General features: G+C 60.1%; 21 protein-coding genes. 11 read left to right on the forward strand and 10 right to left on the reverse strand.

Translation table 11 applies throughout. The annotated features are described in order from the left end of the window. Positions 1-109: 109 nt before the first annotated feature. Positions 110-718, reverse strand: a complete 609-nt coding sequence (locus WA845_RS06565) for a 50S ribosomal protein L25/general stress protein Ctc (protein ID WP_004442950.1) — start codon at positions 716-718, stop codon at positions 110-112. Positions 719-1,020: 302 nt separating this feature from the next. Between WA845_RS06565 and WA845_RS06570 the strand changes: the two genes are divergently transcribed. The 3 genes from WA845_RS06570 (at position 1,021) to adh (ending at position 5,847) form a co-directional block, all read left to right on the forward strand. After that, positions 1,021-3,102, forward strand: a complete 2,082-nt coding sequence (locus WA845_RS06570) for a putative bifunctional diguanylate cyclase/phosphodiesterase (RefSeq protein WP_060942556.1) — start codon at positions 1,021-1,023, stop codon at positions 3,100-3,102. Between the two features lie 94 nt (positions 3,103-3,196). Next, positions 3,197-4,156: a helix-turn-helix domain-containing protein gene (locus WA845_RS06575; RefSeq protein WP_006699467.1), complete on the forward strand. Its 960-nt coding sequence runs from the start codon at positions 3,197-3,199 to the stop codon at positions 4,154-4,156. A 173-nt stretch (positions 4,157-4,329) separates the two neighbouring features. Next, positions 4,330-5,847: an aldehyde dehydrogenase gene (gene adh / locus WA845_RS06580; RefSeq protein WP_112554076.1), complete on the forward strand. Its 1,518-nt coding sequence runs from the start codon at positions 4,330-4,332 to the stop codon at positions 5,845-5,847. A 142-nt stretch (positions 5,848-5,989) separates the two neighbouring features. Here the strand turns inward: adh and WA845_RS06585 are convergent, their stop codons facing one another. Then, entirely contained in the window at positions 5,990-8,254 is a 2,265-nt protein-coding gene (locus WA845_RS06585) for a methyl-accepting chemotaxis protein (RefSeq protein ID WP_045532019.1), read from the reverse strand. Between the two features lie 187 nt (positions 8,255-8,441). Here WA845_RS06585 and WA845_RS06590 point away from each other — a divergent pair, with 187 nt between their 5' ends. The 4 genes from WA845_RS06590 to WA845_RS06605 are packed head-to-tail and all read left to right on the forward strand — an operon-like array spanning position 8,442 to position 11,910. Beyond that, positions 8,442-9,281: a glycosyltransferase family 2 protein gene (locus WA845_RS06590; RefSeq protein ID WP_037089786.1), complete on the forward strand. Its 840-nt coding sequence runs from the start codon at positions 8,442-8,444 to the stop codon at positions 9,279-9,281. 20 nt (positions 9,282-9,301) lie between these two features. Continuing rightward, entirely contained in the window at positions 9,302-9,589 is a 288-nt protein-coding gene (locus WA845_RS06595) for a lipid-A-disaccharide synthase N-terminal domain-containing protein (protein ID WP_035209260.1), read from the forward strand. Further along, positions 9,564-11,072, forward strand: coding sequence for a glycosyltransferase family 39 protein (locus WA845_RS06600; RefSeq protein ID WP_162719151.1), 1,509 nt, complete (start codon positions 9,564-9,566; stop codon positions 11,070-11,072). Before WA845_RS06595 ends, WA845_RS06600 begins: the two co-directional genes overlap by 26 nt. After that, positions 11,062-11,910, forward strand: a complete 849-nt coding sequence (locus WA845_RS06605) for a phosphatase PAP2 family protein (RefSeq protein WP_037089792.1) — start codon at positions 11,062-11,064, stop codon at positions 11,908-11,910. The genes WA845_RS06600 and WA845_RS06605 overlap by 11 nt, the downstream gene beginning before the upstream one ends. A gap of 228 nt (positions 11,911-12,138) precedes the next feature. On the opposite strand, the gene WA845_RS06610 is transcribed toward WA845_RS06605, so the two are convergent. The 6 genes from WA845_RS06610 to lgt all read right to left on the reverse strand — a co-directional run bounded on the left by WA845_RS06610 (position 12,139) and on the right by lgt (position 18,156). Then, positions 12,139-13,071 (reverse strand): ribose-phosphate pyrophosphokinase, encoded by a 933-nt coding sequence (locus WA845_RS06610; protein WP_003522877.1) that lies wholly within the window; start codon positions 13,069-13,071, stop codon positions 12,139-12,141. 220 nt (positions 13,072-13,291) lie between these two features. Continuing rightward, positions 13,292-14,038: a hypothetical protein gene (locus WA845_RS06615; protein ID WP_112554072.1), complete on the reverse strand. Its 747-nt coding sequence runs from the start codon at positions 14,036-14,038 to the stop codon at positions 13,292-13,294. An 89-nt stretch (positions 14,039-14,127) separates the two neighbouring features. After that, a complete protein-coding gene (locus WA845_RS06620) occupies positions 14,128-15,279 on the reverse strand; it encodes a M24 family metallopeptidase (RefSeq protein WP_112554070.1) in 1,152 nt (383 codons plus the stop codon). Between the two features lies 1 nt (position 15,280). Further along, positions 15,281-16,075 carry a peptidoglycan editing factor PgeF gene (pgeF, locus tag WA845_RS06625; RefSeq protein ID WP_004442938.1) on the reverse strand — a complete coding sequence of 265 codons (795 nt, stop codon included), beginning with the start codon at positions 16,073-16,075 and terminating at the stop codon, positions 15,281-15,283. Between the two features lie 151 nt (positions 16,076-16,226). Next, positions 16,227-17,327 (reverse strand): class I SAM-dependent methyltransferase, encoded by a 1,101-nt coding sequence (locus WA845_RS06630; RefSeq protein ID WP_077987400.1) that lies wholly within the window; start codon positions 17,325-17,327, stop codon positions 16,227-16,229. A 16-nt stretch (positions 17,328-17,343) separates the two neighbouring features. After that, a complete protein-coding gene (gene lgt, locus WA845_RS06635; RefSeq protein ID WP_042936581.1) occupies positions 17,344-18,156 on the reverse strand; it encodes a prolipoprotein diacylglyceryl transferase in 813 nt (270 codons plus the stop codon). 308 nt (positions 18,157-18,464) lie between these two features. Between lgt and WA845_RS06640 the strand changes: the two genes are divergently transcribed. From WA845_RS06640 to WA845_RS06655, 4 genes are all read left to right on the forward strand, one after another. Further along, positions 18,465-18,728 carry an accessory factor UbiK family protein gene (locus WA845_RS06640; protein WP_004442935.1) on the forward strand — a complete coding sequence of 88 codons (264 nt, stop codon included), beginning with the start codon at positions 18,465-18,467 and terminating at the stop codon, positions 18,726-18,728. 426 nt (positions 18,729-19,154) lie between these two features. Continuing rightward, positions 19,155-19,655, forward strand: a complete 501-nt coding sequence (locus WA845_RS06645) for a YbjN domain-containing protein (RefSeq protein WP_004442934.1) — start codon at positions 19,155-19,157, stop codon at positions 19,653-19,655. A 1-nt stretch (position 19,656) separates the two neighbouring features. Next, positions 19,657-20,475: a pyrroline-5-carboxylate reductase gene (gene proC / locus WA845_RS06650; RefSeq protein ID WP_004442932.1), complete on the forward strand. Its 819-nt coding sequence runs from the start codon at positions 19,657-19,659 to the stop codon at positions 20,473-20,475. 11 nt (positions 20,476-20,486) lie between these two features. Beyond that, positions 20,487-20,828 (forward strand): tRNA-binding protein, encoded by a 342-nt coding sequence (locus WA845_RS06655; protein WP_112554068.1) that lies wholly within the window; start codon positions 20,487-20,489, stop codon positions 20,826-20,828. A gap of 14 nt (positions 20,829-20,842) precedes the next feature. Here the strand turns inward: WA845_RS06655 and WA845_RS06660 are convergent, their stop codons facing one another. Together WA845_RS06660 and WA845_RS06665 are read right to left on the reverse strand one after the other, a co-directional pair. Continuing rightward, on the reverse strand, positions 20,843-22,222 hold the full coding sequence (locus WA845_RS06660) for an ATP-binding protein (RefSeq protein ID WP_006699624.1): 1,380 nt from the start codon (positions 22,220-22,222) through the stop codon (positions 20,843-20,845). A 31-nt stretch (positions 22,223-22,253) separates the two neighbouring features. After that, positions 22,254-22,967 carry a response regulator gene (locus WA845_RS06665; RefSeq protein WP_006699625.1) on the reverse strand — a complete coding sequence of 238 codons (714 nt, stop codon included), beginning with the start codon at positions 22,965-22,967 and terminating at the stop codon, positions 22,254-22,256. Between the last annotated feature and the right edge of the window lie 2 nt (positions 22,968-22,969).

The following is a 22,969-nucleotide window of genomic DNA, read 5'->3' on the forward strand; positions in this document are numbered from 1 at the left end:
GGCGGGGAGCGGGCTTTCTGTTTTTAAAGTTCATAAAAACTAAAAGGCCCGTTCCGGAAACGGAACGGGCCTCGTTCTTCAAAGCTGTCCGGCCTTGCGGCCGCCGATTTTATTCCTCGGAAGCTTCTTCAGTTGCTTCTTCTTCAACGCCTGCTGCCGGGGCAACGATCGTTGCGATTGTGAAGTCACGGTCGGCGATAACGGGCGTGATGTTCTTCGGCAGCTTGACGTTCGAGATGTGAACGCTGTCGCCGATCTTCAGGCCGGAGAGGTCAACCGTGATGGCTTCCGGAATGTCGTTGGCCGGGCAGTGGAATTCCACCGTGTGGCGAACGATGTTCAGAACGCCGCCGATCTTGATGTCCGACTTTTCTTCGTTTTCGAAGTGAACCGGAATTTCGACGTTGACGAGCGTGTTGCCCGAAACGCGCAGGAAGTCGACATGCATGGTGAAGTCGCGGACCGGATCAAGCTGGTAATCCTTCGGGAGAACCTTGATCTTCTTGCCGTCGACGTCGATCGTCGCAACCGTCGTCATGAAACCGCCGGCGTGGATACGCTTGGTGACTTCGTTGGTGGACAGGGCGATAGAAATGGGGGCCTGCTTGTCACCATAGATGACAGCGGGAATCAAACCGTTGCGGCGAAGTTCACGAGAGGACCCCTTACCAACTCGTTCGCGCGCCTCGGCCTTGAGCTCATACGATTCTTTGCTCATGGCAATTCCTTTCGAGGTTATATGGAGAGTTCATGCCCGCGGGCGCTGAACTGGGGAGGCGGCAAGCGCCATCCCACCCGCGTTGCCTCCAAGGGTGTCTACACGGGTGCGGGCGCTATAATACAAACGGGAGACAAAGACAAGAGAGGCCTGCTTTTCGATCGCACGCCTTGCGGGTTTATTAGGTTGTACTAATTCACTCGCATGTTGCAACTTTTAATATGTGCTTATCCATTCATGTAAACCGGGCGAAAACTTGGCGAATGATAAGGCTACGCGAAATTCCAACTGCGTAGATGACAATGCTCAAAGTTCTCCAGTGCCTTACCATCGATCACGACTATCGATATACCGTCGCAGCGGTTTTCGTCTGCATGCTCGGTAGTTTCGTGTCGATGCGCCTTTTTTCGAAAGCACGTCTGGCGACGGGGGTGCAGAAGGTCAACTGGCTGTTTCTGGCAGGTGTCAATGGCGGCGCGGCGATATGGACCACCCATTTCGTGGCGATGCTGGGCTATGTTGCTGCGGGTGACGTGGGATACGATCCGTATCTGACCGGGCTGTCACTTCTGATTGCGATTACCACAACGACTGCCGGTTTCGGAATTTCTGCCTATGGCGGGCGCAGCGTGCTGGTGGAAGCCGGCGGGATCATCCTTGGTCTCGGCATTGCAGCCATGCACTACACCGGCATGGCGGCCTACAATGTTCAGGGCATGATTTTCTGGGATCAGAACTATGTCATCGCGTCCCTCGTGCTGGGGGCAGTGCTGGGCGCCGTTGCAGTCAATCGGGTCTCGCGGCCCGTCAATCGGTTCTGCCAGTACAGCGCGGTGGCGTTTCTCATCCTGGCGATAGCGTCGATGCATTATACGGGCATGGCCTCCATGTCTTTCGCCTTCGACCCGCGTATCATCATTCCTGAAAATCTGCTGCCGCCGGCCATCATGGGCGGAGGCGCCATCGCGGTGACGCTGTTGCTGCTGGCACTGGGGCTTTCCACTTATGTCATCGACGCCCAGTCCACCCAGCAGGCAGTCGCCCGCTATCGCCATCTTTCCCTGCACGATCCGCTGACCGGCATTCCCAACCGGGCAGCCTTCATCGAACATCTCAATCGTCGCACCCGTCATATTTCGTTGGGCGCACACACCGCGCTTCTTTCCATCGATCTCAACCGTTTCAAGGAAATCAATGACGTTCACGGCCATGCGGCGGGCGACGCCGTGCTTCGCACCATCGCCGACCGGGCGAGTTCCGTGCTGAAGGCCGGCGAATTTCTGGCGCGCATGGGCGGTGATGAATTCGTGGCGATGACAAATTCCTATTATACCCGCGCCGATGGCGCCGAATTCGCCCAGAGGCTGATCGACCAGATCAGCAGGCCGGTGGAATGGAACGGGCAGACATTTTCGGTCGGTGCGAGTGTGGGCATTTCGGTCCGCAATACCGGCTCCATCGATGCCGATACGCTGATGGCGCAGGCGGATGTCGCGATGTACCGGGCAAAAAGCGGCAGTTCGGATACGATCTGCTTTTACGATAAATCGATGGATGAGGCCGCGCGTGAGCGCAATGTGCTTGCCGTCGCCATGCGCAGCGGCCTCGCCAATAACGAGTTCGAGCTTTATTACCAGCAGCAGAACGACACCAGAAGCGGCAGTATCGTCGGCTTCGAGGCGCTTTTGCGCTGGAACCATCCCGATCGGGGCATGATTTCTCCCGCCGAATTCATCCCGATCGCGGAGCAGACGGGGTTCATCGTCGAACTCGGCGAGTGGGTTCTGAGAGAAGCCTGCGCGCAGGCGGCACTCTGGAAAAAATCGCTTTCCATTGCGGTGAATGTGGCGCCGCAGCAGCTTGCGGATAACGAGTTCCCGGACAAGGTCGAAAAAATCCTGGCAGAAACGGGCCTTGCGCCTGAAAGGCTCGAGCTGGAAATCACCGAGGGCAGCATCATCGCCGATCACCGCCATGCGCTTGTCACCATCCGCAAGCTCAAGGCGCTCGGCGTCAAGATCGCGATGGATGATTACGGCACGGGCTATTCCTCGCTTTCGACGTTGCAGAGTTTCCCTTTCGACAAGATCAAGATCGACCGAGCCTTCATCGACGGGCTGTCGACCAATGTGCAGTCCGAAGCGATCGTGCGTTCGACGCTTATTCTGGCACATAGCCTGAATATTCCCGTGCTTGCGGAGGGTGTGGAGACCAAGGCCCATGTCGAGTTCCTGCGCCGCGAAGGCTGCCTGCAGGTGCAGGGCTTCTTTTTCGGCAAGCCCGGTCCGCTGACATCCATTGCCAGCCTCGTGGATGACACCTTCCTGTCCGTTGAGGACGAACCGGAGGTCACTGCCGGCAGGCGTTACTTCAAGGCGGTCTGACCGTCAGCTGCGCCTCCGATGCCGGTCGCGAAGTTTTTTGTTGAAACATCGACGCTTCCAGCGCACCATCGCCCAAAAGCTTTGGGAGGAGCGCATGCCGACAGACATCGCCCATGCGGAACGCGTGTATGAAACCGCACGCCACCGTTCCGCAGCCGCAAGTTCGCCGATTGTCGCCTCGTGGCGTCGCTGCATGGTCAAGCACCGTCTTGCACCGGAAGAAAATCGCAAGCCGATCTTTCTCAGCGAGACGGAGTTTCGGCGCGCCCGTGAAAGTGCCGCTGGCCTGATTGCTGAAAGCACCGACGAACTTGACCGAATTTTCCACAGTGTCGGGAGATCCGGCTGCTGCCTGCTCCTGACCGATGCTCAGGGCGTTGCGCTGGAGCGGCGAGGCGCGTCCGGCGATGATCGCGATTTCCGGGCGCTCGGCCTCTGGTCCGGCGCCGTCTGGAGCGAAGAGAGCGTTGGCACAAACGGCATAGGCACCGCGCTCGTCGACGAGCGTTCGGTGGTTGTCTATCGTGACCAACATTTCTTCACGTCGAATACGGAACTGTGCTGCACCACGGCTCCCATTCGCGATCATACCGGCCGGGTGACGGGTGCGCTCGATATTTCCACCTGCCGCGACGACATCAACGAGATGACCTTTTCTTTTGTCACCCAGGCGGTGAAGGACGCGGCGCAGCGCATCGAGGGCAATCTGTTCCGCCGTGCCTTTCCGGGGGCACGCATCGTCGTCGTGCCAAGTGGGTTCGGGGCGGCGCTTTCGCTGCTCGCCGTGGATCAGGACGATCTCGTGCTCGGCGCGACCCGCGCCGCTCGTCTTGCGCTGAAGCTGGACGATGCCCGCATCGCGCAGGGTCTCCCGGCCGCGGATATCCTGCAGGAACAGCGCCATGACAGCGGTTCCGACCTCGCGGAAGCGGAGCGTTCGGCGCTGCGGCGCGTGTTGTCGCGCACCAACGGCAATGTCACGCAGGCCGCGTCCTTGCTCGGCATCAGCCGGGCCACGCTTCATCGCAAGATGAAGAAATTCGACGTTCATTGACGTCCGTGTGGTTGCGATCCGGCCGATCACGCCGGATCAACGCGGCTTTGTCGCAGATGTGAGACAATGTGCGCTGCGGAACCGCGTCGCCCCTCTACCGAACCGTGCCATCTGGGCCCACCTTCCTTTCATGCGGTCCGCTCAGGATCGTTTTCATCAGGGAGGATGAAATCATGAATATTCAGGTTCAGCAGAAAGCGGGCGAAGCGCCCTTCAAGCTGAAATACGGCAATTACATTGGCGGCAAGTGGGTGGAGCCGAAATCCGGCCGCTACATGGATAATCTCTCGCCGGTGACCGGCCACAAGATCTGCGAAGTGCCGCGTTCGGATGCAGCCGACATCGAGTTTGCGCTCGACGCGGCCCACAAGGCCCGCGACAAATGGGGCAAGACGAGCATAACCGAGCGCTCCAACATCCTGCTCAAGATCGCCCAGCGCATTGAAGACAATCTAGATCTCATCGCCCGGGCTGAAACCTGGGATAACGGCAAGCCGCTGCGTGAAACCACCAATGCGGATATCCCGCTCGCCATCGACCATTTACGCTATTTCGCAGGCTGCATCCGCGCTCAGGAAGGCACGATCGGCGAGATCGATAACGATACCGTCGCCTATCACTTCCATGAACCGCTCGGTGTCGTCGGCCAGATCATTCCATGGAACTTCCCGATCCTGATGGCTGCGTGGAAACTCGCACCGGCGCTTGCAGCAGGCAATTGCGTGGTGCTGAAGCCGGCCGAGCAGACGCCCGCCTCCATTCTCATCGTGATGGAGCTGATTGAAGACCTTCTACCGCCTGGCGTCCTCAACATCGTCAATGGTACTGGCCTTGAAGCCGGCAAGCCGCTGGCGCAGAGCAACCGCATCGCCAAGATCGCCTTTACCGGTTCCACCTCGGTCGGCAAGGAAATCATGCGTTATGCCGCCGACAACGTCACCAACATCACCTTGGAACTGGGCGGCAAGTCGCCGAACATCTTCTTTGCCGACGTGATGAACGAGGACGATGCCTTCCTCGACAAGGCGCTCGAAGGTTTTGCCTTCTTCGCGCTGAACCAGGGTGAGGTCTGCACCTGCCCCTCGCGTGCTCTGGTGCATGAATCGATCTATGACCGCTTCATGGAAAAAGCGATCAAGCGCGTTCAGGCCATCAGCCAGGACGATCCGCTCAATCCGTCGACGATGCTGGGCGCACAGGCCTCGCAGGAACAGTTTGACAAGATCATGAGCTATCTGGAGATCGGCAAGAAGGAAGGCGCCAAGGTTCTGACCGGCGGTGATCGCAAGACGCTGTCGGGTGATCTGAAAGACGGTTATTACATCCAGCCGACTGTCTTTGAAGGCAACAACAAGATGCGGATTTTCCAGGAGGAAATCTTCGGTCCCGTTGTTTCCGTCACCATCTTCAAGACCGTGGAGGAAGCGCTCGAAATCGCCAATGACACGGTTTACGGGCTGGGCGCTGGCGTCTGGAGCCGTGACACGAACATCGCCTACCGCGCCGGGCGGGGCATCGAAGCGGGCCGTGTGTGGACGAACTGCTATCACGTCTATCCGGCGGGTGCGGCCTTCGGCGGCTACAAGCAGTCTGGTATCGGTCGCGAGACCCACAAGATGATGCTCGACCACTACCAGCAGACCAAGAACCTGCTCGTGTCCTACAGCCCGAACAAGGTTGGTTTCTTCTGAGGTCCTCCCCGGAAGCCGGCGAGGGGCTGTGGTGCCAGGTCGCCGGCGTGTTCCCAGGGGCTTCTGCCCCTGGGAGCCCGGATCGGGTTTTCAGGCAAAATAAAGGGCCGGAGGTTTTGCCTCCGGCCCTTTTTGTTGCGCATCATGCCGCGTAACGCTGGTCTCGCCGGCGAGGATCGCCCACGGAGAATTGCCCCACCTGTTCGGTCAGGCCATCCGCCTCGTTGGCGAGCGAGAAGGCGGCGGCCGTTGTCTCCTCCACCATGGCGGCGTTCTGCTGTGTCACGTGGTCGAGTTCATTGACGGAGGCATTGATCTCGCTGAGACGGCCGGATTGTTCGCGCGACGCGGTAGCGATTTCGCCGATCTGGTCGTTGACCGACTGGATGCGTTTCTGGATCTGTTCCAGGCTTTCACCGGTCTTCAGCACCAGCGCCACACCGCTTTCCACATCACCCGCAGAGGTGGCGATGAGCTGCGTGATGTCGCGGGCGGCGGCGGCCGATTTCTGGGCCAGCTCGCGAACTTCCTGCGCCACGACTGCAAAACCCTTGCCGGCCTCGCCGGCGCGCGCTGCTTCAACACCGGCATTCAGCGCCAGAAGATTGGTCTGGAAGGCAATCTGGTCGATGACATCGATGATCTGGCGGATTTTGGCCGAAGAGGTCTCGATGCGTTCCATGGCAACGATCGCTTCTTTGACGACAGCCGTGGATCTATGGGCATCCTGCATCGTATCCGCCGTAGCGGCGACGGCGACATTGCAGCGCGACAGCGACAGATTGACAGCCTGCGTCATGTCTCCGAGCGCCGCTGCCGCCTCCTCAAGGGCTGCTGCCTGACGTTCTGTGCGCCGCGACAGGTCTTCCGAGGCGCTTTTCAGCTCGCCGGAACCGGAGCGGATGGCATTGGCGCTTCCGCCGATATTGGAGATCGTCGCTTCCAGCCCTGCCATGGAGTTGTTGAAGTCGATGCGCAGATGATCGAGTGACGGAACGAAGGATTTTTCGATGCGAAGATCGAGCCTGCCGGCGGCGAGATTGGCAAGACCGGTGGCGAGCGCGTCCACGGCTTCTTCCAGTTCCCTGGCGCTTCTTGCCTTCTCCATCTCGCGCTGGGCGCGTTCCTCGTCCAGTTCTTCACCCTTGCGGTGGGCTTCGGCTTCCATCCGCTGCTTGTCCAGAATGCCCTGGCGGAAGGATTCCAGCGCGCGCGCCATGGTGCCGATCTCGTCGCCACGGGAAACTGCCTTGATCTCGATGTTGTTTTCACCGCCGTTCAGGCGCTCCATAAGACCGGCAAGTCCGGTCAACGGCTTGGTCAGGCTCGCGGAAACGAAAATCCCGATCAGCGTCATTATTGCAAGTACGGCCAGCGTTGCCACCGCTGCCCAGAAGGCGAGATCGTTGGCAGCGGCGAGAACCTTGCTTTCCTGTTGGCCGATGGCAAGAAGATGTTTCTGTCCGAAGACGGCGACCGGACGATAGGCATAGAAGATATTGCCCGCAGGTGTCTGCGCCATGACCGTTCCGGCGTCGTTTACGTTGGAAAGGGCAGCGAGACTTTCGGAAACGGCAGCATCCGCACCGCCCGAGAGGACGCCAGCCCTGAGTTTCCCGTCGGCGCTCAGGAGAACGGCGTCGTCGATGGTCTTGCCGGTTTCCTCGGGCGTCACCACCGCGCCGATGCGATCGGCGGCGATGCGCATGATAACGGCACCCTTGCGCTGGAGCTGACCCCAGTTGGAGACGGCGAGCGGCATGCCGATCATGGCCGAATTATTCTCGCCATCGCTGAAGCCCGTGGTGCTGACGACGCCGTCCTTGCCGGCTTCGATGCGGTCGAACAGCTCCTTGATCGCGGCGTTCTGCGGTTCCGTTACATTGGTCAGGAAGTTCTTTCCCTTGGTCACGGAATAGATAATCAGGCCGTTCTTGTCGATCACGTAGATATCGCTGACGCGGGTATTACGCCAGACGCTGGCAATGGCGGCGTTGATGGTCGCATGACGAATGGCGTAGAGCAGCCGCAACCCTTCGCCGTTGAAGGAGGCGCGCTCCTCTTCGGAGACGCCCTCTCGGCGGAAAGCCTGGATGATGGCGTCCTTTTCCGTTGGGACAACGGTGGTCATCGTTTCGAGCGCCTGGGCCACCGCGGCGTTCTGCGACAGTTCGGAAATGCTCTGTTCGACGCGCAACGTATAGGCATCAAGCTGCTTGGACTGGTTGCCTGCAACCGTTTCGAGCCTGATCTTGCTGGCGTCGATCAGCCCCGATTTACCCATCTCGTAGGACAGCAGCCCCACCGACAGGCAGGAAACCAGTGTCGCACCGGTAACGAGCGCGGCAAATTTGGCTTTGATTGACAATGATTTAGCTTTGACAGCAGTCGGATTTCCACCCGGCATCCTGTTTTCCTCCCCCCAAAAAACGTGGCCGTACCGTTGCAAAAATTGTTTACGGTCGCGTTAAAGGACAGGGAATTGTAGGATAATTTCCCGCATGGCGTGAAAAAATCGAAGAGCCGCGCCGATAGGCCACGTAATAAAACTGCAACAGAACGGGCGCATATCCAGCGAAGATCAACGGCTGTTCATGTTCATGCAAGCTTTTCACGCTCCTTCTCTCGCCACAATCGATGATGTTTGCGGAACCCGCGCAGACGGATGTGACGGAGCCAATTTGCGATCTGCCCCGGATTTTGCCGTTGTCGTGCCCATGCACAATGAAGAAGCGAGCGTTGAAACGCTGGTGGCAGAGATCGTGAGCGCCTGTGCGCCGGTCGGACGCTTCGAGATCGTGGTAGTGGATGACGCTTCTTCTGACCGCACGGCGGAAGCGGTTCTGGCGCTCGCTGCCCGTTACAACATGTTGCGGCTGGTGCGGCACGACCGCCAGGGCGGTCAATCGGCTGCGATCCACAGCGGAGTGCAGGCGGCGCGCGCGCCTATCGTATGTATGCTGGACGGCGACGGCCAGAATCCGCCGGACAATCTGCCGGCACTTCTTGCACCGCTTCTGTCCACCAATGCACCGCGCCGGCTTGGGCTGGTGGCCGGCCAGCGCGTCGGCCGGCGCGACACGCTGGGAAAACGCCTTTCCTCACGCTTTGCCAACGGGCTTCGGGCGCGAATTTTGAAGGATGGCACGCGCGATACCGGCTGCGGCCTCAAGGCCTTTCGCCGCGACGCCTACCTCGCTTTGCCCTATTTCGACCATCACCACCGCTACTTCCCGGCGCTGTTCAATCGTGACGGCTGGCAGGTCGCCCATGTCGACGTCACGCACCGGGCGCGGCTGCATGGAAATTCCCATTATACCAATATCGGCCGGGCGCTGGTGGGCATCCACGACCTGATCGGCGTCGCATGGCTTTTGCGCCGGCGCAAGCGTTCAAGCTGGGCTGAAACTTTCATAACGGAGACATTGCCGTGAACGTACCGGCTTTATGGTCCATGCTGCATGTGAACAGCTGGGAAGAATTCGTATGGGTCTTGACCGGTTTCATGGGCCAGATGCTGTTCACCATGCGTTTTCTGGTTCAATGGATTTCATCGGAACGGGCCAACCGGTCGGTCATGCCGGTGGCTTTCTGGTATTTTTCGATTCTTGGCGGTGTGGTGCTGCTCTCCTATGCACTGTGGCGGCGCGATCCGGTCTTTGTTCTCGGGCAGGCATCCGGCCTCTTTATCTATGCTCGAAATCTCTGGTTGATCCATGCAGAACGCCGCCAGCATGCATGAGGCGACGACCCTGCCTTATGCGCGGGCAGGCGCTGAGCGCCAATGGCTGACATTCGCGCTTTCGGCAATTGTCCTCGTAACTGCCCTGCGCGTCCTCGGGCTCGCCTTCAACCGCACCGACCTTTTTGTCGATGAGGCGCAATACTGGCTGTGGGGTCGCGAAATGGCGCTCGGCGCCTATTCCAAGCCACCGCTCATCGGCTGGCTTATTCGCACGGCCACCATTCTGGGCGGCGGGGAGGGTACGTTTCAGGTGCGGCTCGCCGCACCCGTCGTGCATGGCGTTGCGGCGGCGGCCATTTTTGTGCTCGGCCGCATGATCTATGATGTCAGGCTGGCCTCGCTTGCGGCAGTGATCTATCTGACCTTGCCAGCCGTGACGCTCGGCAGCCTGCTGATCTCGACCGATACGCCGATGATGCTGTTCATCGTGCTGTCGATGATATCCGTGCGCAAGCTTGCGCTCGCCCGCAGCGAGGGCAGGGCGGCGTTGGGTTGGAGCATCGCTCTGGGTCTCTGTTTCGGCCTCGGGCTGATGTCGAAATATGCGATGATCTATTTTCTGCCGTGCTTCATCGCCGCCAGCTGGCTTTGCGAAGCATGGCGGATCCGGCTGCGTGACGCGGTCATTGCTGCGCTCGTCTGCGTTGCCGTCATCGCGCCCAATCTGTGGTGGAATGCGGCCCATGATTTCATGACGGCACGCCACACCGCCGACAATGCCAACTGGCACGGTGTCCAACTCAAGATCGGCTCCGCGCTTGAATTCTTCTTTTCCCAGGCAGGTGTGGTTGGGCCATACGTCTTCGTCGGCATGATTGTTGCGACAATCCGCGCAAAAACCGGTGAAGCACGGGCGCTCGTCGCTCTTTCCGTACCGATCGTGCTTTTGATCACGGCACAGGGCCTCATGTCGCGGGCACTCGCCAATTGGGCGGTGGGAGCTTATGCGGCAGGCGTACTGCTGGCGGTGCCGATCCTGGCATCGCGACGTTGGCTCATCGTATCCACACTGGTCCTCGGCGGCATCGTCGCAATCGCGCTGCCGCTGCTGACGATAGTGGGAACGGGCTTGCGCCTGCCGAACGGTAAACTGGCGATGGCACGTTATCTTGGAAGCTCCGAGCTGGTATCGACCGGCCTGTCGCGGGCGCGTGAAGCAGGTGCGGACGCTATCGTCGCCAATGATCGTTCGATATTGGCCGAGCTCTTTTACCAGTTGCGGGACGAGAAACAGATGTTGACGCGTGCGCTTCCGGAAACCGGCGTGCCGTCCAGCCATTATGCCCTTCTTTATCCATTGAAGCCGGGCGAAGCGAAAAATCCGCTGTTTCTGGCAAGTGCCGATGGCTTGCCGGCGTGTCTTGCAGGCGAGGCGCCGGTGGCGCACTGGACCGCCGGCCCGGGCTTTGTCGAGGGCAGGGAAATCGGGCTGTGGCGGCTGCCACCACAGTGCATCCCGGAGAGCGCCAATGGACAATGATCTCTCGCATATGCGGATCACCATCTGGGTTACGTTCGCAGCGCTTGCGCTGGTGATCCTGTTTGCGACCTTCCCCTCTATAGATCTGCGCTTTTCCGCCTTGTTTTTCTCGCCGGTGGGCCAGCCATGGCCTGGCCGGGAGCCGTTTCCCGAATGGCTGCGCGACACGTTGCGGGAAGGTGTCGAGCTCGCCGCGCTTCTGACTTTCCTGGTCCTTGTCGGCAATCTCCGGCTCGGCACTTCGCAGCGAACCGGCTGGCGAGTCTGGGCGTTCCTTTGTGGTCCCGTGATCCTCTGTGCCGGGCTGCTGGTCAACGGCGTGCTGAAGGCCATGATCGGTCGCGCGCGTCCGTTCAGCGTTACCGAATTTGGCGGGCATCAGCTTTTCACGCCACCTTTTCAGTTCAGCACGCAATGCTATTCGAACTGTTCGTTTTCTTCGGGTGAAACCGCACTGATCGCGAGCTTTTTCCTGCCACTCTGCGTGCTTGTCTGGCCGCGCCTGCGGCCCTATGGGCGATGGGTGGTGGGAGCCCTTGCCGCCGGGGCAATCATTCTCATGTCCGGTCTTCGCATCGCGGCCGGCGGGCATTTCCTCAGCGATGTGGTGATGTCCATCCTGTTTTCGGCCCTGACGACACTGTTTCTGTACCGTGTGCTGGCGATAAGCCACCACCGTCACCTCTTCAGCGGTGCTGCCATCTCAGCCGATACGATCAGCCTTTGGCGCAATGGCCGCCACGCCATACTTACCCGCGTTCGGGGCTGGTGGCCGAAAATCAGGGCTGCAGCCACCCGTCTCCAACGGCCCCCGGACACGGGTGCGGCGTCGTCTTAGTTGGGAGTTCGAGGTGCAGCATCGCTGGGGTGGGAGCGAGCGGCAAGACAGTTCCGACTTATCCTCGGGGTTGTCCCTATTGCCCGCGCGCCTTGATTTTATCGACGTGGTTAGCTCCTCGGCACAAGGCCGAGGATCACGTTGAGTGAATATGCGCCCACTTTGGCTCAAGCGCGTGCCGGAAAACCGGCAGACGTAGGCAACCCTCAGCGTGATTGCTGAATTTATTCAGTCGAACAGGCCGGAAACCGACTGTTCCTGCGCGGTCCGGTTGATTGCTTCGCCGAGCAGGCCGGCGGTGCTCACCACGCGGATATTATGCGCGGACTGGACACCGGTGGTCGGCTGGATGCTGTCTGTGATGACGAGTTCGCGCAGCTTGGAAGAGGCCACGCGGGCCACCGCGCCGCCCGAGAGCACGCCATGGGTAATATAGGCAGTAACGCTGGTCGCGCCCTTTTTCAGCAGGGCTTCAGCGGCGTTGCAGAGCGTGCCGCCGGAATCGACGATGTCGTCGATGAGGATGCAGTCCTTGCCGGAGACATCGCCGATGACGTTCATGACTTCGGATTCGCCGGGACGGTCACGGCGCTTGTCGACGATGGCCAGAAGACAGTCGAGGCGCTTGGCCAGCGCACGGGCGCGAACCACGCCGCCGACGTCAGGCGAAACGACCATGACATTGTTGGTGTCGTAGTGATCCTTCACGTCGCGGGCAAGAATCGGTGCTGCAAAGAGATTGTCGGTGGGGATATCGAAAAAGCCCTGGATCTGTCCGGCATGAAGATCGAGGGTGAGAACGCGGTCGGCGCCGGCTTCGGTAATGAGATTGGCAACGAGCTTGGCGGAAATCGGAGTGCGGGGGCCGGCTTTGCGGTCCTGGCGGGCGTAACCGAAATAGGGAAGCACCGCGGTAATTCGTTTGGCCGAGGAGCGGCGCATGGCATCAATCATGATGAGCAGTTCCATCAGATGATCATTTGCCGGGAAGGAGGTGGACTGGACGATAAAGACGTCCTCGCCGCGCACGTTCTCGCTGATTTCTACGAATATTTCCTGGTCAGCAAACCGCTTTACAGTGGCATTTCCGAGAGGAACATTAAGATACTTGCAGATCGCTTCGGCAAGGTGCCGGTTCGAATTGCCTGCGAAAACCTTCATTGCGGCCGCCTGTTTCCATGCCATCGCCTTGCGCCACGGGGCTCAATCCGCCGTAACCAAGCGTCGTTCAAGGGGAGGAACATCCGGCTGAAAAGCCTTTGCCGGATACGCCTTGTTGCCATGCGCGCCTTAATAGCGCTGTTGCTTCCGATTGCAAGAGGACTCCGCGCTTTCACAATGATTTTCGTGAAATCTCTGTGACTTCTCCCGTCGTTTCACCTCATCCGCTTTGAGACTGCTTCCATGACGTGTAGTCGTTGAGTGTTTTTGCGGCGATGTCCTGCATGACTTTGTCGGTCACGGCGGCCCATGGATCACTGCCTCGCGCGGTCACTGCCTCCTGCCCCTGCAATCGGTGCAGCCGCACGCCATTGGCGTCGAGAATGTCCCACACGTATACGACATTGACCTTGCCGCCATCGGCAAAGGCGGAAAAATATCCCTTCAGAATATTTTCGGCGGAATTGTCGTTGGATGCGCGGATTGTCAGCCCCTTGGCCCGCGCTTCGGCCCCCAGTTGGCGGGATAGCGGTGTCACCGCCTGAACCGGCGCGCCGATGATGGGCAGGAAGCGGATGGAATTCGCGGCGGTGGCAGGTGCAAGGGAAGCCGTCTGCTGTGACGGCGGTTGTTGCGTGACGGCGGGGGCCGCGGCCGCGTTCTGGTTCTGACGGAGCGGTTCCCCGTACTGGCTGCCATTGGACAGCGCCTGTGCCTGTGCCTGTGCCTGTGCCTGCAGGGAGTTCTGGGGTGCATAGGCAGGGACGGACGATGCGATTGCCGGCCCGCCTGCGGGTGCGCGGTCGGCGGCTGCCGCCATCTGGTCGAGATCACCCTGTGTTACCGGCGTCGACTGTGATGCGTTGTGGCCGACATCCACCTGTGGCGTCAGCGCTTCCGTGGTGTTGCAGCCGGACAGGATCAGTGCCAAAGCCGGAACAATGAGGGCAACCCCCAACCGGCTCATGCGATTTTCCCTCTCATGTTCCGCTCCTTCTTGCCCAAGGTGGCGCAATGTAAGGGCGGTTTTCCCGCTGTGTCAAACCCGGGGGCGATTTAAGCTGTGAGAAGATCGAGGCTGTGACGCGACAGTGGCTCCGGCGCGCCGTCCGTGGTCAGATATGTCTGGCCGAGCGTCATGGCCGTGCCGGAATCGGAATCCATCACGATCATATGCACAAAGAGCGTCATGTCAGCGGTGATCTCCTGCGGATTGCCGGAGTGGAACATCTGATGCTCCATCCAGGACGGGGAGAAGCGCGCGCCCAGCGAATAACCGCAGGAGTTCAGCCGATGGCGGGTGAGGCCGCGCTCGTCCATGACGCGGGCATTCACATCGAAGACATCGCCAAAGGTCTTGCCCGGCCGCAGCACCTCCTCGATGGCGGTGAGGTTTTGCAGGCAGGCGCTGTAAAGCTCCTTCTGGCGGAAGTCCTGTTCGCCGATCACCACCGTGCGCATCATGGCGGCATGGTAATGGGCGCTGACGCCGGCCCATTCCAGTGTCAACTGATCCTTGCTGTCGAGGACACGACGGCCTGCCTTGTAGCGGCAGAGAAGCGCATCCGCGCCTGAGCCGATGATGAATTCATTGGCGGGGTAGTCGCCGCCGCCCGCGAGCACCGCACCCTGCATTGCCGCAAGAATGGCGGCTTCGTCCGCGCCGGGCTTGATGAGCGGCAATGCTGCATCGAGAGCCTCATCGGCCAGCTGGCCAGCCTTGCGGGCATAGGCGATTTCGGCGGGACTTTTGACGAGCCTGAGGGTGCTGACGAGATACGACGCATCGACCATCTGGCCGAAGCTCGCAAGCTGGTTATCCAGCAGGCGGGCGACACGGCCGGTCATGCCGTGGGTGTCATATTCCACGCCGATCTTTGCGCCCAGAAGGTCGAGATCGCTCAGCAGGTTTTTGAGATCGAGCGTCGGGTCGGCATTGGGTCGATCGACCCAGAGGAGGACGTTCTCGATGATCGAAGTATTGCGGGCCTGACGCAAATCGGCCGAGCGTGTCAGCAGCGTCATGGAGCCGTCCGATTTCACCACCAGCGTCTGGAAGAAGCAGTAGCCGAAAGTATCGTAGCCGGTCAGCCAGTACATGCTTTCCTGGGCGAAAAGCAGCAGCGCATCCAGCTTCTCCTCGGCCATTTTCGCGAGCAGCCGCTCGCGGCGGGCATCGAATTCCGAAAGCTCGAAATGCAGGGCCATCTTAGTCCTCCAGAATTGCGATTGCGGAAATCTGCCGGCCGTAATCGGGTTCGGCGCGGTGGGTGGTGCGGCGGTAGGAATAGAAGCGTTCTTCGTCCGGGTAGGTGCAGAGACCAAGATTTTCCGCCTTTACACCGGCTTTGGTCAGGCGGTCGATGGTGAACTGCTTGAGATCGAACAAGGCGTGGCCCTCTTTCTCCGCCCTGGAGAAATAATCCGCGTAAGCGGGTTCGATATCGGTGAAACGCGCGACATATTCCGGCCCGACCTCATAATTGTCCTGGCTGATGGAGGGGCCGAGCGAGGCAGCAATACGATCGCGGCTGGCCCCGAGCTTCGTCATCGCCTCGATCGTGTTTTCCAGCACGCCGAACAAAGCACCCTTCCAGCCGGCATGGGCGGCACCCACGACGCCCGCTTCCGCATCGGCGAACAGGATGGGGCCGCAATCGGCGCTCAACACGCCGAGGACGAAACCCGGTGTCGCTGTCACCATCGCATCTGCCTGCGGACGGCTGCCGTCATAGGTTCCGTCAACCACGACGACCTCGGGGGAGTGGACCTGATGGACCGTGGCGAGGCGGTCTGGGGCAAGGCCGAACCATTGGGTTACGCGGCGGCGGTTTTCCTGCACCCGTTCCGGCTCGTCATCAGATCCGAGCCCGACATTGAGGCCTTGATAAAGACCATCGGAAACGCCGCCCTGCCGGGTGAAAAAGCCATGGCGGATGCGATTTTTATCGAAGGCGGCGAGGAGGGGACTCTGGATGGGGAGCGGCAGCGTTACGTTCTGCATGGTGCGGGAGTTCCTTGGAGAATTTCGCTGTAGCCCAATGGAGCAGGGTCAAGCGAGATGTTTCCTGTTGCCGCGGCGTTGCGCGGCGTGTGTGATGCAGTGTGCCTGCTTCGTGTGTCGCGACGATGTTGGCCCAGAGGTTATTACGCTGTCAATCCACTGCACGAAACGGCAGAAGATGGAGCGCGGGACTGGAAACGGCGATGACTTTGAAAAGTTCCCCCATCTTGCCGGCGCCTTCGCCGGCGAGGCGGTTGACGGCTTCGGCGATGGCGAGGGTCTGGTCCGCGGTTGCCTTGGCGGCGAGCGCCCCGGCCCGTTCCTTGAGGCCGAGGCCGTAGAGGAAATCGCCCTGTCTCAGGGTGCCGTTAACGTGAACGCCAGTCGCCTCGGCCGTTTTTACAAGACTTTCGAAATCGACATGGCTGGTCAGATCGGCTTCGCCTGGATGGGCGAGCGGCGGATCGAAGGCATGGTTGCGCATGGCCTGCAGCGTGTCGCCATAGCCGGCAACCAGATGGCCGTAATCAATGGCGAGCGCGGTGCCGCCATGGGCAGACAGGCGCTGGCAGATTGCGGTCATCACCGCTTCCCGGGCGGGCGAAATCTCGAATATCGTGCCAAGCGGCTGCCGTTCGGGCTGCGGCGGAAGCAGCGCCGGGTCTATGCTGGCAAGACCCGTGGAGAAGACGAGGTCGCCATTGGCATCGAGGCTGACCACGCGTTCGCGGAAACCCTGCGGCGTTCTGACGAATTGCCGGATCGGAATGGCGTCGAAAAGTTCGTTGGCGACAAGCAGCAGGAAACCTTCAGGCACATCGTCGAAACTGTCATGCCATGCCAGTCGACCCGCATGTTCGGCCAGCGTTTCCTTCTGGATGGCGGAAAGGCGGGGGCTGGTTTCCACCAGATGCACCCGCATCGTCTCATAGAGCGGCGGCGCGATGCGGCGGATGACGCGCAGCATGTCCGCCATCATGGTGCCGCGGCCGGGGCCGATTTCCACCAGCCGGGTTTCAGCGGGTGCACCGTGCCTCTGCCAGGCATGAACCACGAAAACACCAAGCATTTCACCGAAAAGCTGGCTCACCTCCGGGGCGGTGATGAAATCACCCGAACGGCCGAAGGGCTCGCGGCTCTTGTAATAGCCATGTTCCGGATCGGCGAGGCAAAGTGAAAAGAAGTCGGTTACGCTAAGCGGACCGTTGAGCCGGATAAGTGATTTGATGCGTTGCGCGAGCGGTGTGGTCATGGCTGGCCATACCGCTTTAGGCGACTTTTGCCGCGCGGCGCGCGCGCAGGACGGCCCAGAGGCCCAGAAGGAACATCGGAGTGGACAGAACCATGCCCATGGTCAGCCAGTTGCCGGCGAGATAACCGATCTGCGCGTCCGGTTCACGGAAGAATTCCACGAAGATGCGTGACAGCGCATAACCGCAGACGAAGATGCCGGTGACGGTGCCGGGCCGCTTCAGAGCCTTGAAGGCGTAAATGGCGATGGCCAGAACGATGGCCAACACGAGGCCTTCGAGGCCAGCCTCATAAAGCTGGCTCGGATGGCGCGCGAAAGGGCCGCCTGTGGGAAAGACGACCGCCCATGGCACATCGGCAATGCGGCCCCACAACTCGCCATTGATGAAATTGGCAATGCGCCCGAAGAGCAGCCCGATGGGCGCTACGGCCGCGACGATATCGAACATGCTCCAGACAGGAATGCCGTTCTTGCGGGCGAAAAGAAGCATGGCGATCGTCGTGCCGATCAGGCCGCCATGGAACGACATGCCGCCATTCCATATTTCGATGGCTCTGATGGGATTGGCGGCGACCGCAGCGAGATCGTAGAACAGGATGTAGCCGATGCGTCCGCCAAGCACGATTCCGCCAGCAGCCCACAGGATGAAATCGTCAAGATGCTGCGCCGAGATGGGTGAGGCGTCGTTAGGCCACAGGCGATCCGTGCGGGCGAGGCGGCGGGCGTAAAGCCAGCCGAGCATGATCCCCGCAACATAGGCGATGCCGTACCAGTGGATCGCCAGAGGACCGATGGACAACGCTATCGGGTCGATGTTCGGGAAGGGCATGATGGCGAGTGAAGTGGGAGCGGCTATCAATCCGTATATATTCCGTCATCGTTGCTGGGCGGACAACGGATCATCCATTGTCTCAAAGGACCGGGCGATGATGCTCACCGGTTCTTTGACGCCAAGGAAAATGGCGATTGCGGTGGCGGCGGTCAAGGTGATTCTTTAAGCTATGGCTCAACATACCAAAGGTGACGCAAGCTCTTGGGATTTTTCGATTTCGCTTGCAAGGCGACGGTGGAGTGCCTACCTGAATGCTATCAACAGCGGGCAAGACGATGCCCCTGAACCGACGAAGGATGAGCGCCATGAGCACGACAGGCACCAATCGTTTTCTGGATGAATTCGCCAAGCTGATGACGGATGCGGCCGGCGCGGCCCAGGGCGTGCGCAAGGAAGCCGAGGCTGCGTTCCACGCACAGGCCGATCGCTGGCTGAACAGTCTGGATGTCGTCCGGCGCGAGGAATTCGACGTCGTGCGGGAGATGGCTATCCAGGCGCGGGATGAAAATGACGCCCTGCGCGCCCGGATCGAGGCTCTCGAAGCAAAGCTTTCGGCCACGAAGGACTGATTCTTCATCACTTTTCTCAGAAGCCCCGGATCGCAGGCGATTCCGGGGCTTTTTGTTTTTCGGCTCTCTCTGGCCGACTTGGTCTCCGGTTGCCGAAAGTCGTGCTCAGACGCGAATTTTTTGGGCCTGTGGACACTTCCAAAAAACACAATCGGCAGAGTCGCTTAAGACTCTCGCCTGAGGTGATGGGGGAGAAGATATCCACTGCTCAAAAAGCAAAAATGGCGAGCGAGGGGTGGCAGCGGGACTCGGCCATTATACACTGATTTTAAATGATGATTCGAAAAGACCGGTAAGCTCCAGACAGGGTGAATGCGTTATTCTGGTGGTGTCGGGCAATCGTCTCAAATGTTTATCCCGGTTTGTATGTGCGTTTTGTGCCCGGCGTTCAAAACACGACATTCCGACCGGCTGAGAAGGTGCCGCATGAGTCTGATAGAATTTGAAATTGAGCGTCAGTCCAATCCCGTCGATATGATCGAGATTGTCGCTGCCTCGAATGACTGGTCGTTCGAGCGTTCGGGCGAGGACGAGATCGCCATGACTGTGGCGGGCCACTGGGCCGATTATCACGTTTCATTTGCGTGGATGGAAGATTTCGAAGCGCTGCATCTTGCCTGCGCCTTTGACATCAAGGTGCCCGATCACCGTGTCAACGAAGTCATTTGCCTGCTGTCGCAGGTCAACGGTCAGGTGCTGATGGGGCATTTCGATCTGTGGCGGCAGGAAGATGTCGTGATCTTCCGCCAGTCGCTGCTTCTGTCAGGCGGTGCCGAGCCGAACAACCAGCAGGTGGAAGTGCTGCTCTCCAGCGCGCTGGAGGCCTGCGAGCAATATTATCAGGCATTCCAGTTCGTCGTCTGGTCGGGTCTGGATGCGAAAAGTGCAATCGAAGCGGTCATGTTCGAGACCGTTGGAGAAGCGTAACATGGTGTACAAGGCTTCCGGGCCGCTCGTCCTAGTGGGCGCCGGCAATATGGGCGGCGCCATGCTGTCTGGCTGGCTGAAAAAGGGCGTGCCGGGATCGCAGGTCATTGTCGTTGACCCGCGGCCCTCCGACGCCATGCGCACAACGATTACGGAAGCGGGTGCGGCCCATAGCGAAAGCGCGCCTGAAGGCGTCAAGGCCGGCATTCTTTTCGTGGCGGTGAAACCGCAGATGATGGAAGCAGTGCTGCCTTCGCTGAAGCCCCTGCTGGGCCCGGAAACGGTCGTCGTCTCCATCGCGGCGGGCACCACCATTGCCACCTTCGTTTCGCATTTCGGTGCGATTGCCGCGGTGCGCGCCATGCCCAATACGCCAGCGATGGTGGGCCGTGGTGTTACCGGCGCATATGCAAATGAACTTGTGACGCCCGAGCTTAAAGCCGTGGTGGACGGATTGCTGAAGGTCAGCGGTCCGGTCGAATGGGTGGATGCCGAAAGCGATATCGATGCCGTGACCGCGGTTTCGGGCAGCGGGCCAGCCTATGTCTTTTATCTCGTGGAATGCATGGCTGAAGCCGGCCGTAAGGCCGGTCTGCCGGCGGATGTGGCCATGCGTCTGGCGCGTGAAACCGTGGCTGGCGCCGGCGAGCTTCTGCACCAGTCCTCCGACGAGGCGGCGCGCCTGCGCCAGAATGTGACTTCGCCGGGCGGCACCACGGCTGCCGCACTTTCCGTGCTGATGGCCGAAGACGGCATGCAGCCCCTGTTCGACAGGGCGGTCGCCGCTGCCAAGACCCGCGCTGAAGAACTGGCGGGCTGAGGAGGCGGGCGATGAACGGCGAAATTTCCTATGCCGATTTCGAGAAGGTGGATATCCGCGTCGGTACGATCGTGGAAGCCGAGCCTTTTCCCGAGGCGCGCAAACCGGCAATCAAGGTGAAGATCGATTTCGGGCCGGAGATCGGCATCAAGAAGTCCTCGGCGCAGATCACGGTGCACTATACGCCGGAAAGCCTTATCGGCCGGCAGGTTCTGGGCGTGGTGAATTTTCCGCCGCGACAGATCGGGCCGTTCCGCTCCGAGGTCCTGACGCTTGGCTTTGCCGACGCCAATGGAGATATCGTACTGGCTGCGGTTGAAAGGCCGGTGCCAAACGGCGAGAAAATGTGCTGATTGGCGGCCTGCCGTCAAGCCGGGATTTTGACGATAACCCTCAATCCGCCCATCGGGCTTTTATCCAGCGACACGTCGCCGCCATGGCTGCGGGCGATGTCGCGGACGATGGAAAGGCCAAGGCCGGTGCCCGAGGCATTGAGGTTGCGCGCCTCGTCCAGTCGGAAAAACGGCTTGAATACATCCTCGCGTGAGTTCTCCGGAATGCCCGGACCGTCATCGTCAAAGGTCATGATAATGGAGCGTGGCGCCTTGCGGATATCGACGTGGAGGTTGCTGGCGTAACGCCGGGCATTTTCGGCGAGATTGGCGACGAGCCGTGAAAGTGCGTTCGGCCGCGCGATGATCCTCTCGATATTATAGAGTTCGTAGCTGAATTTCTTGCCGTGCAGTTCGAAATCATGGCCGATTTTTTCGAGAAGTGCAGGAAGCTCCAGCGTGCCGACATCCTCTTCCACATCGGTACGGGCAAAGGTCAGATAGGCTTCCAGCATCGACTGCATGTCTTCCACATCCTTGTCGAGGCCCTCGAGATCCGGATTGTCGCCGGCGAGCGCCAGCTGCAGCTTGAACCGGGTGAGGATGGTGCGCAGGTCGTGGCTGACACCGTTCAGCATGGCGGTGCGCTGCTCCATCTGCCGTTCAATGCGCTCCCGCATCAGGATGAAGGCAAGGCCCGCCCGGCGTACTTCATCCGCGCCGCGGGGAGAATAGGCGCTGACCTTCTGGCCCTTGCCGAAATTCTCCGCCGCCTTGGCAAGCGCTTCTATCGGCTTGATCTGGCCGCGCAGGAAGAGGATCGAAATGGCAATGAGCACCAGCGATGCGCCAACCATCCAGACAAGGAAGATGTGGGTGTTGGAGGCATAGGCCGCGCTTCTGCTGGTGAAGACGCGGAGCGTCTTGTCATCCAGCTGGACACGGATTTCCACCAGTGAGCCGTTGCCATAGGTATCGATCCAGAAGGGCCTGCCGATCTGTTGGCTGAGCTGGTTTGCGAGGATGGTATCGAGAATCGAGAACAGCGGCTCCGGCCGTGGCGCCGGCAGATCCGTCTTGGGCTCGATATAGACGCTGAGACCCAGCTTGTCGCGGGCGATACGGATGACCCGCTGATAGTCATCCTCTTCGGGGTCTGTCTGTAGAAGTTCGATGATCGCGGCGATATCTCGGGTCACCGCTGCCGAAAGGCGTTCGGTCACCAGCTGCCAGTGGCGCTCCATGAAGACGGCCGCGACCACGGCCTGTAGCAGGATCATCGGCAGGATGATGATGAGGAGCGAACGGGTGTAAAGCCCGGTGGGCAGCCAGTGTCGCAGCCATCTGCCGAGGGAGCGCCAGGTCTTTGCGACGGCGCTTTTTTTAAACGTGTCGAGAAAATCGAGGCTCGCCATGGTCGTGCGTTCGCCCTTCGTTGGGTGCTCGTCAGTCCACGCTGAGGCGGTAACCGATGCCACGCACCGTTTGCAGATAGACCGGGTTGGCAGGGTCGTCTTCGATCTTGCGGCGAAGACGGTTGATCTGCACGTCGATCGTTCTTTCGCCCACTTCCGACTCCGCTTCCACCAGCTCGTGCCGTGGAATGGTATCGCCGGCGCGTAGCGCAAAAAGCAGCATGATCTCCTGTTCACGATCTGTCAGGCGGATCGTTTCCGGACCGCGCCGCAGTTCCCTTCTGGGAATGGAGAAGCTGTAGGGGCCGAACATGATCTGTTCGATCTTCGGCGTGTCCGGGGAGGTGTTGCGCCGCAGAATATTGTTGATGCGCAGGACCAGTTCGCGCGGATCAAAAGGCTTGGCGAGATAATCGTCCGCTCCCGCTTCCAGCCCGGCAATACGTGAATCCGCTTCCGAGCGGGCGGTCAGAAGAATGACCGGCACGGATTTATCTTCGTTCAGCGAGCGGGTCAGCGAAAGCCCGTTCTCTCCGGGCATCATCACGTCGAGGATCAGCAGATCGAAACGGATGCCCACCATCTTGCGGCGGGCTTCTGCTGCATCGGCCGCAACGGAGATGCGATATCCCTTGTCGCCAAGAAAACGCTGCAGGAGATCGCGGATGCGGGCGTCATCGTCGACGATCAGGAGATGAGCCGCATCGTCGTCCGCCGGTGGACGTTTTGCCGGAGCTTGCGCCATCG

Source organism: Agrobacterium sp. CMT1 (assembly GCF_037203725.1).
Classification (GTDB): domain Bacteria; phylum Pseudomonadota; class Alphaproteobacteria; order Rhizobiales; family Rhizobiaceae; genus Agrobacterium; species Agrobacterium pusense.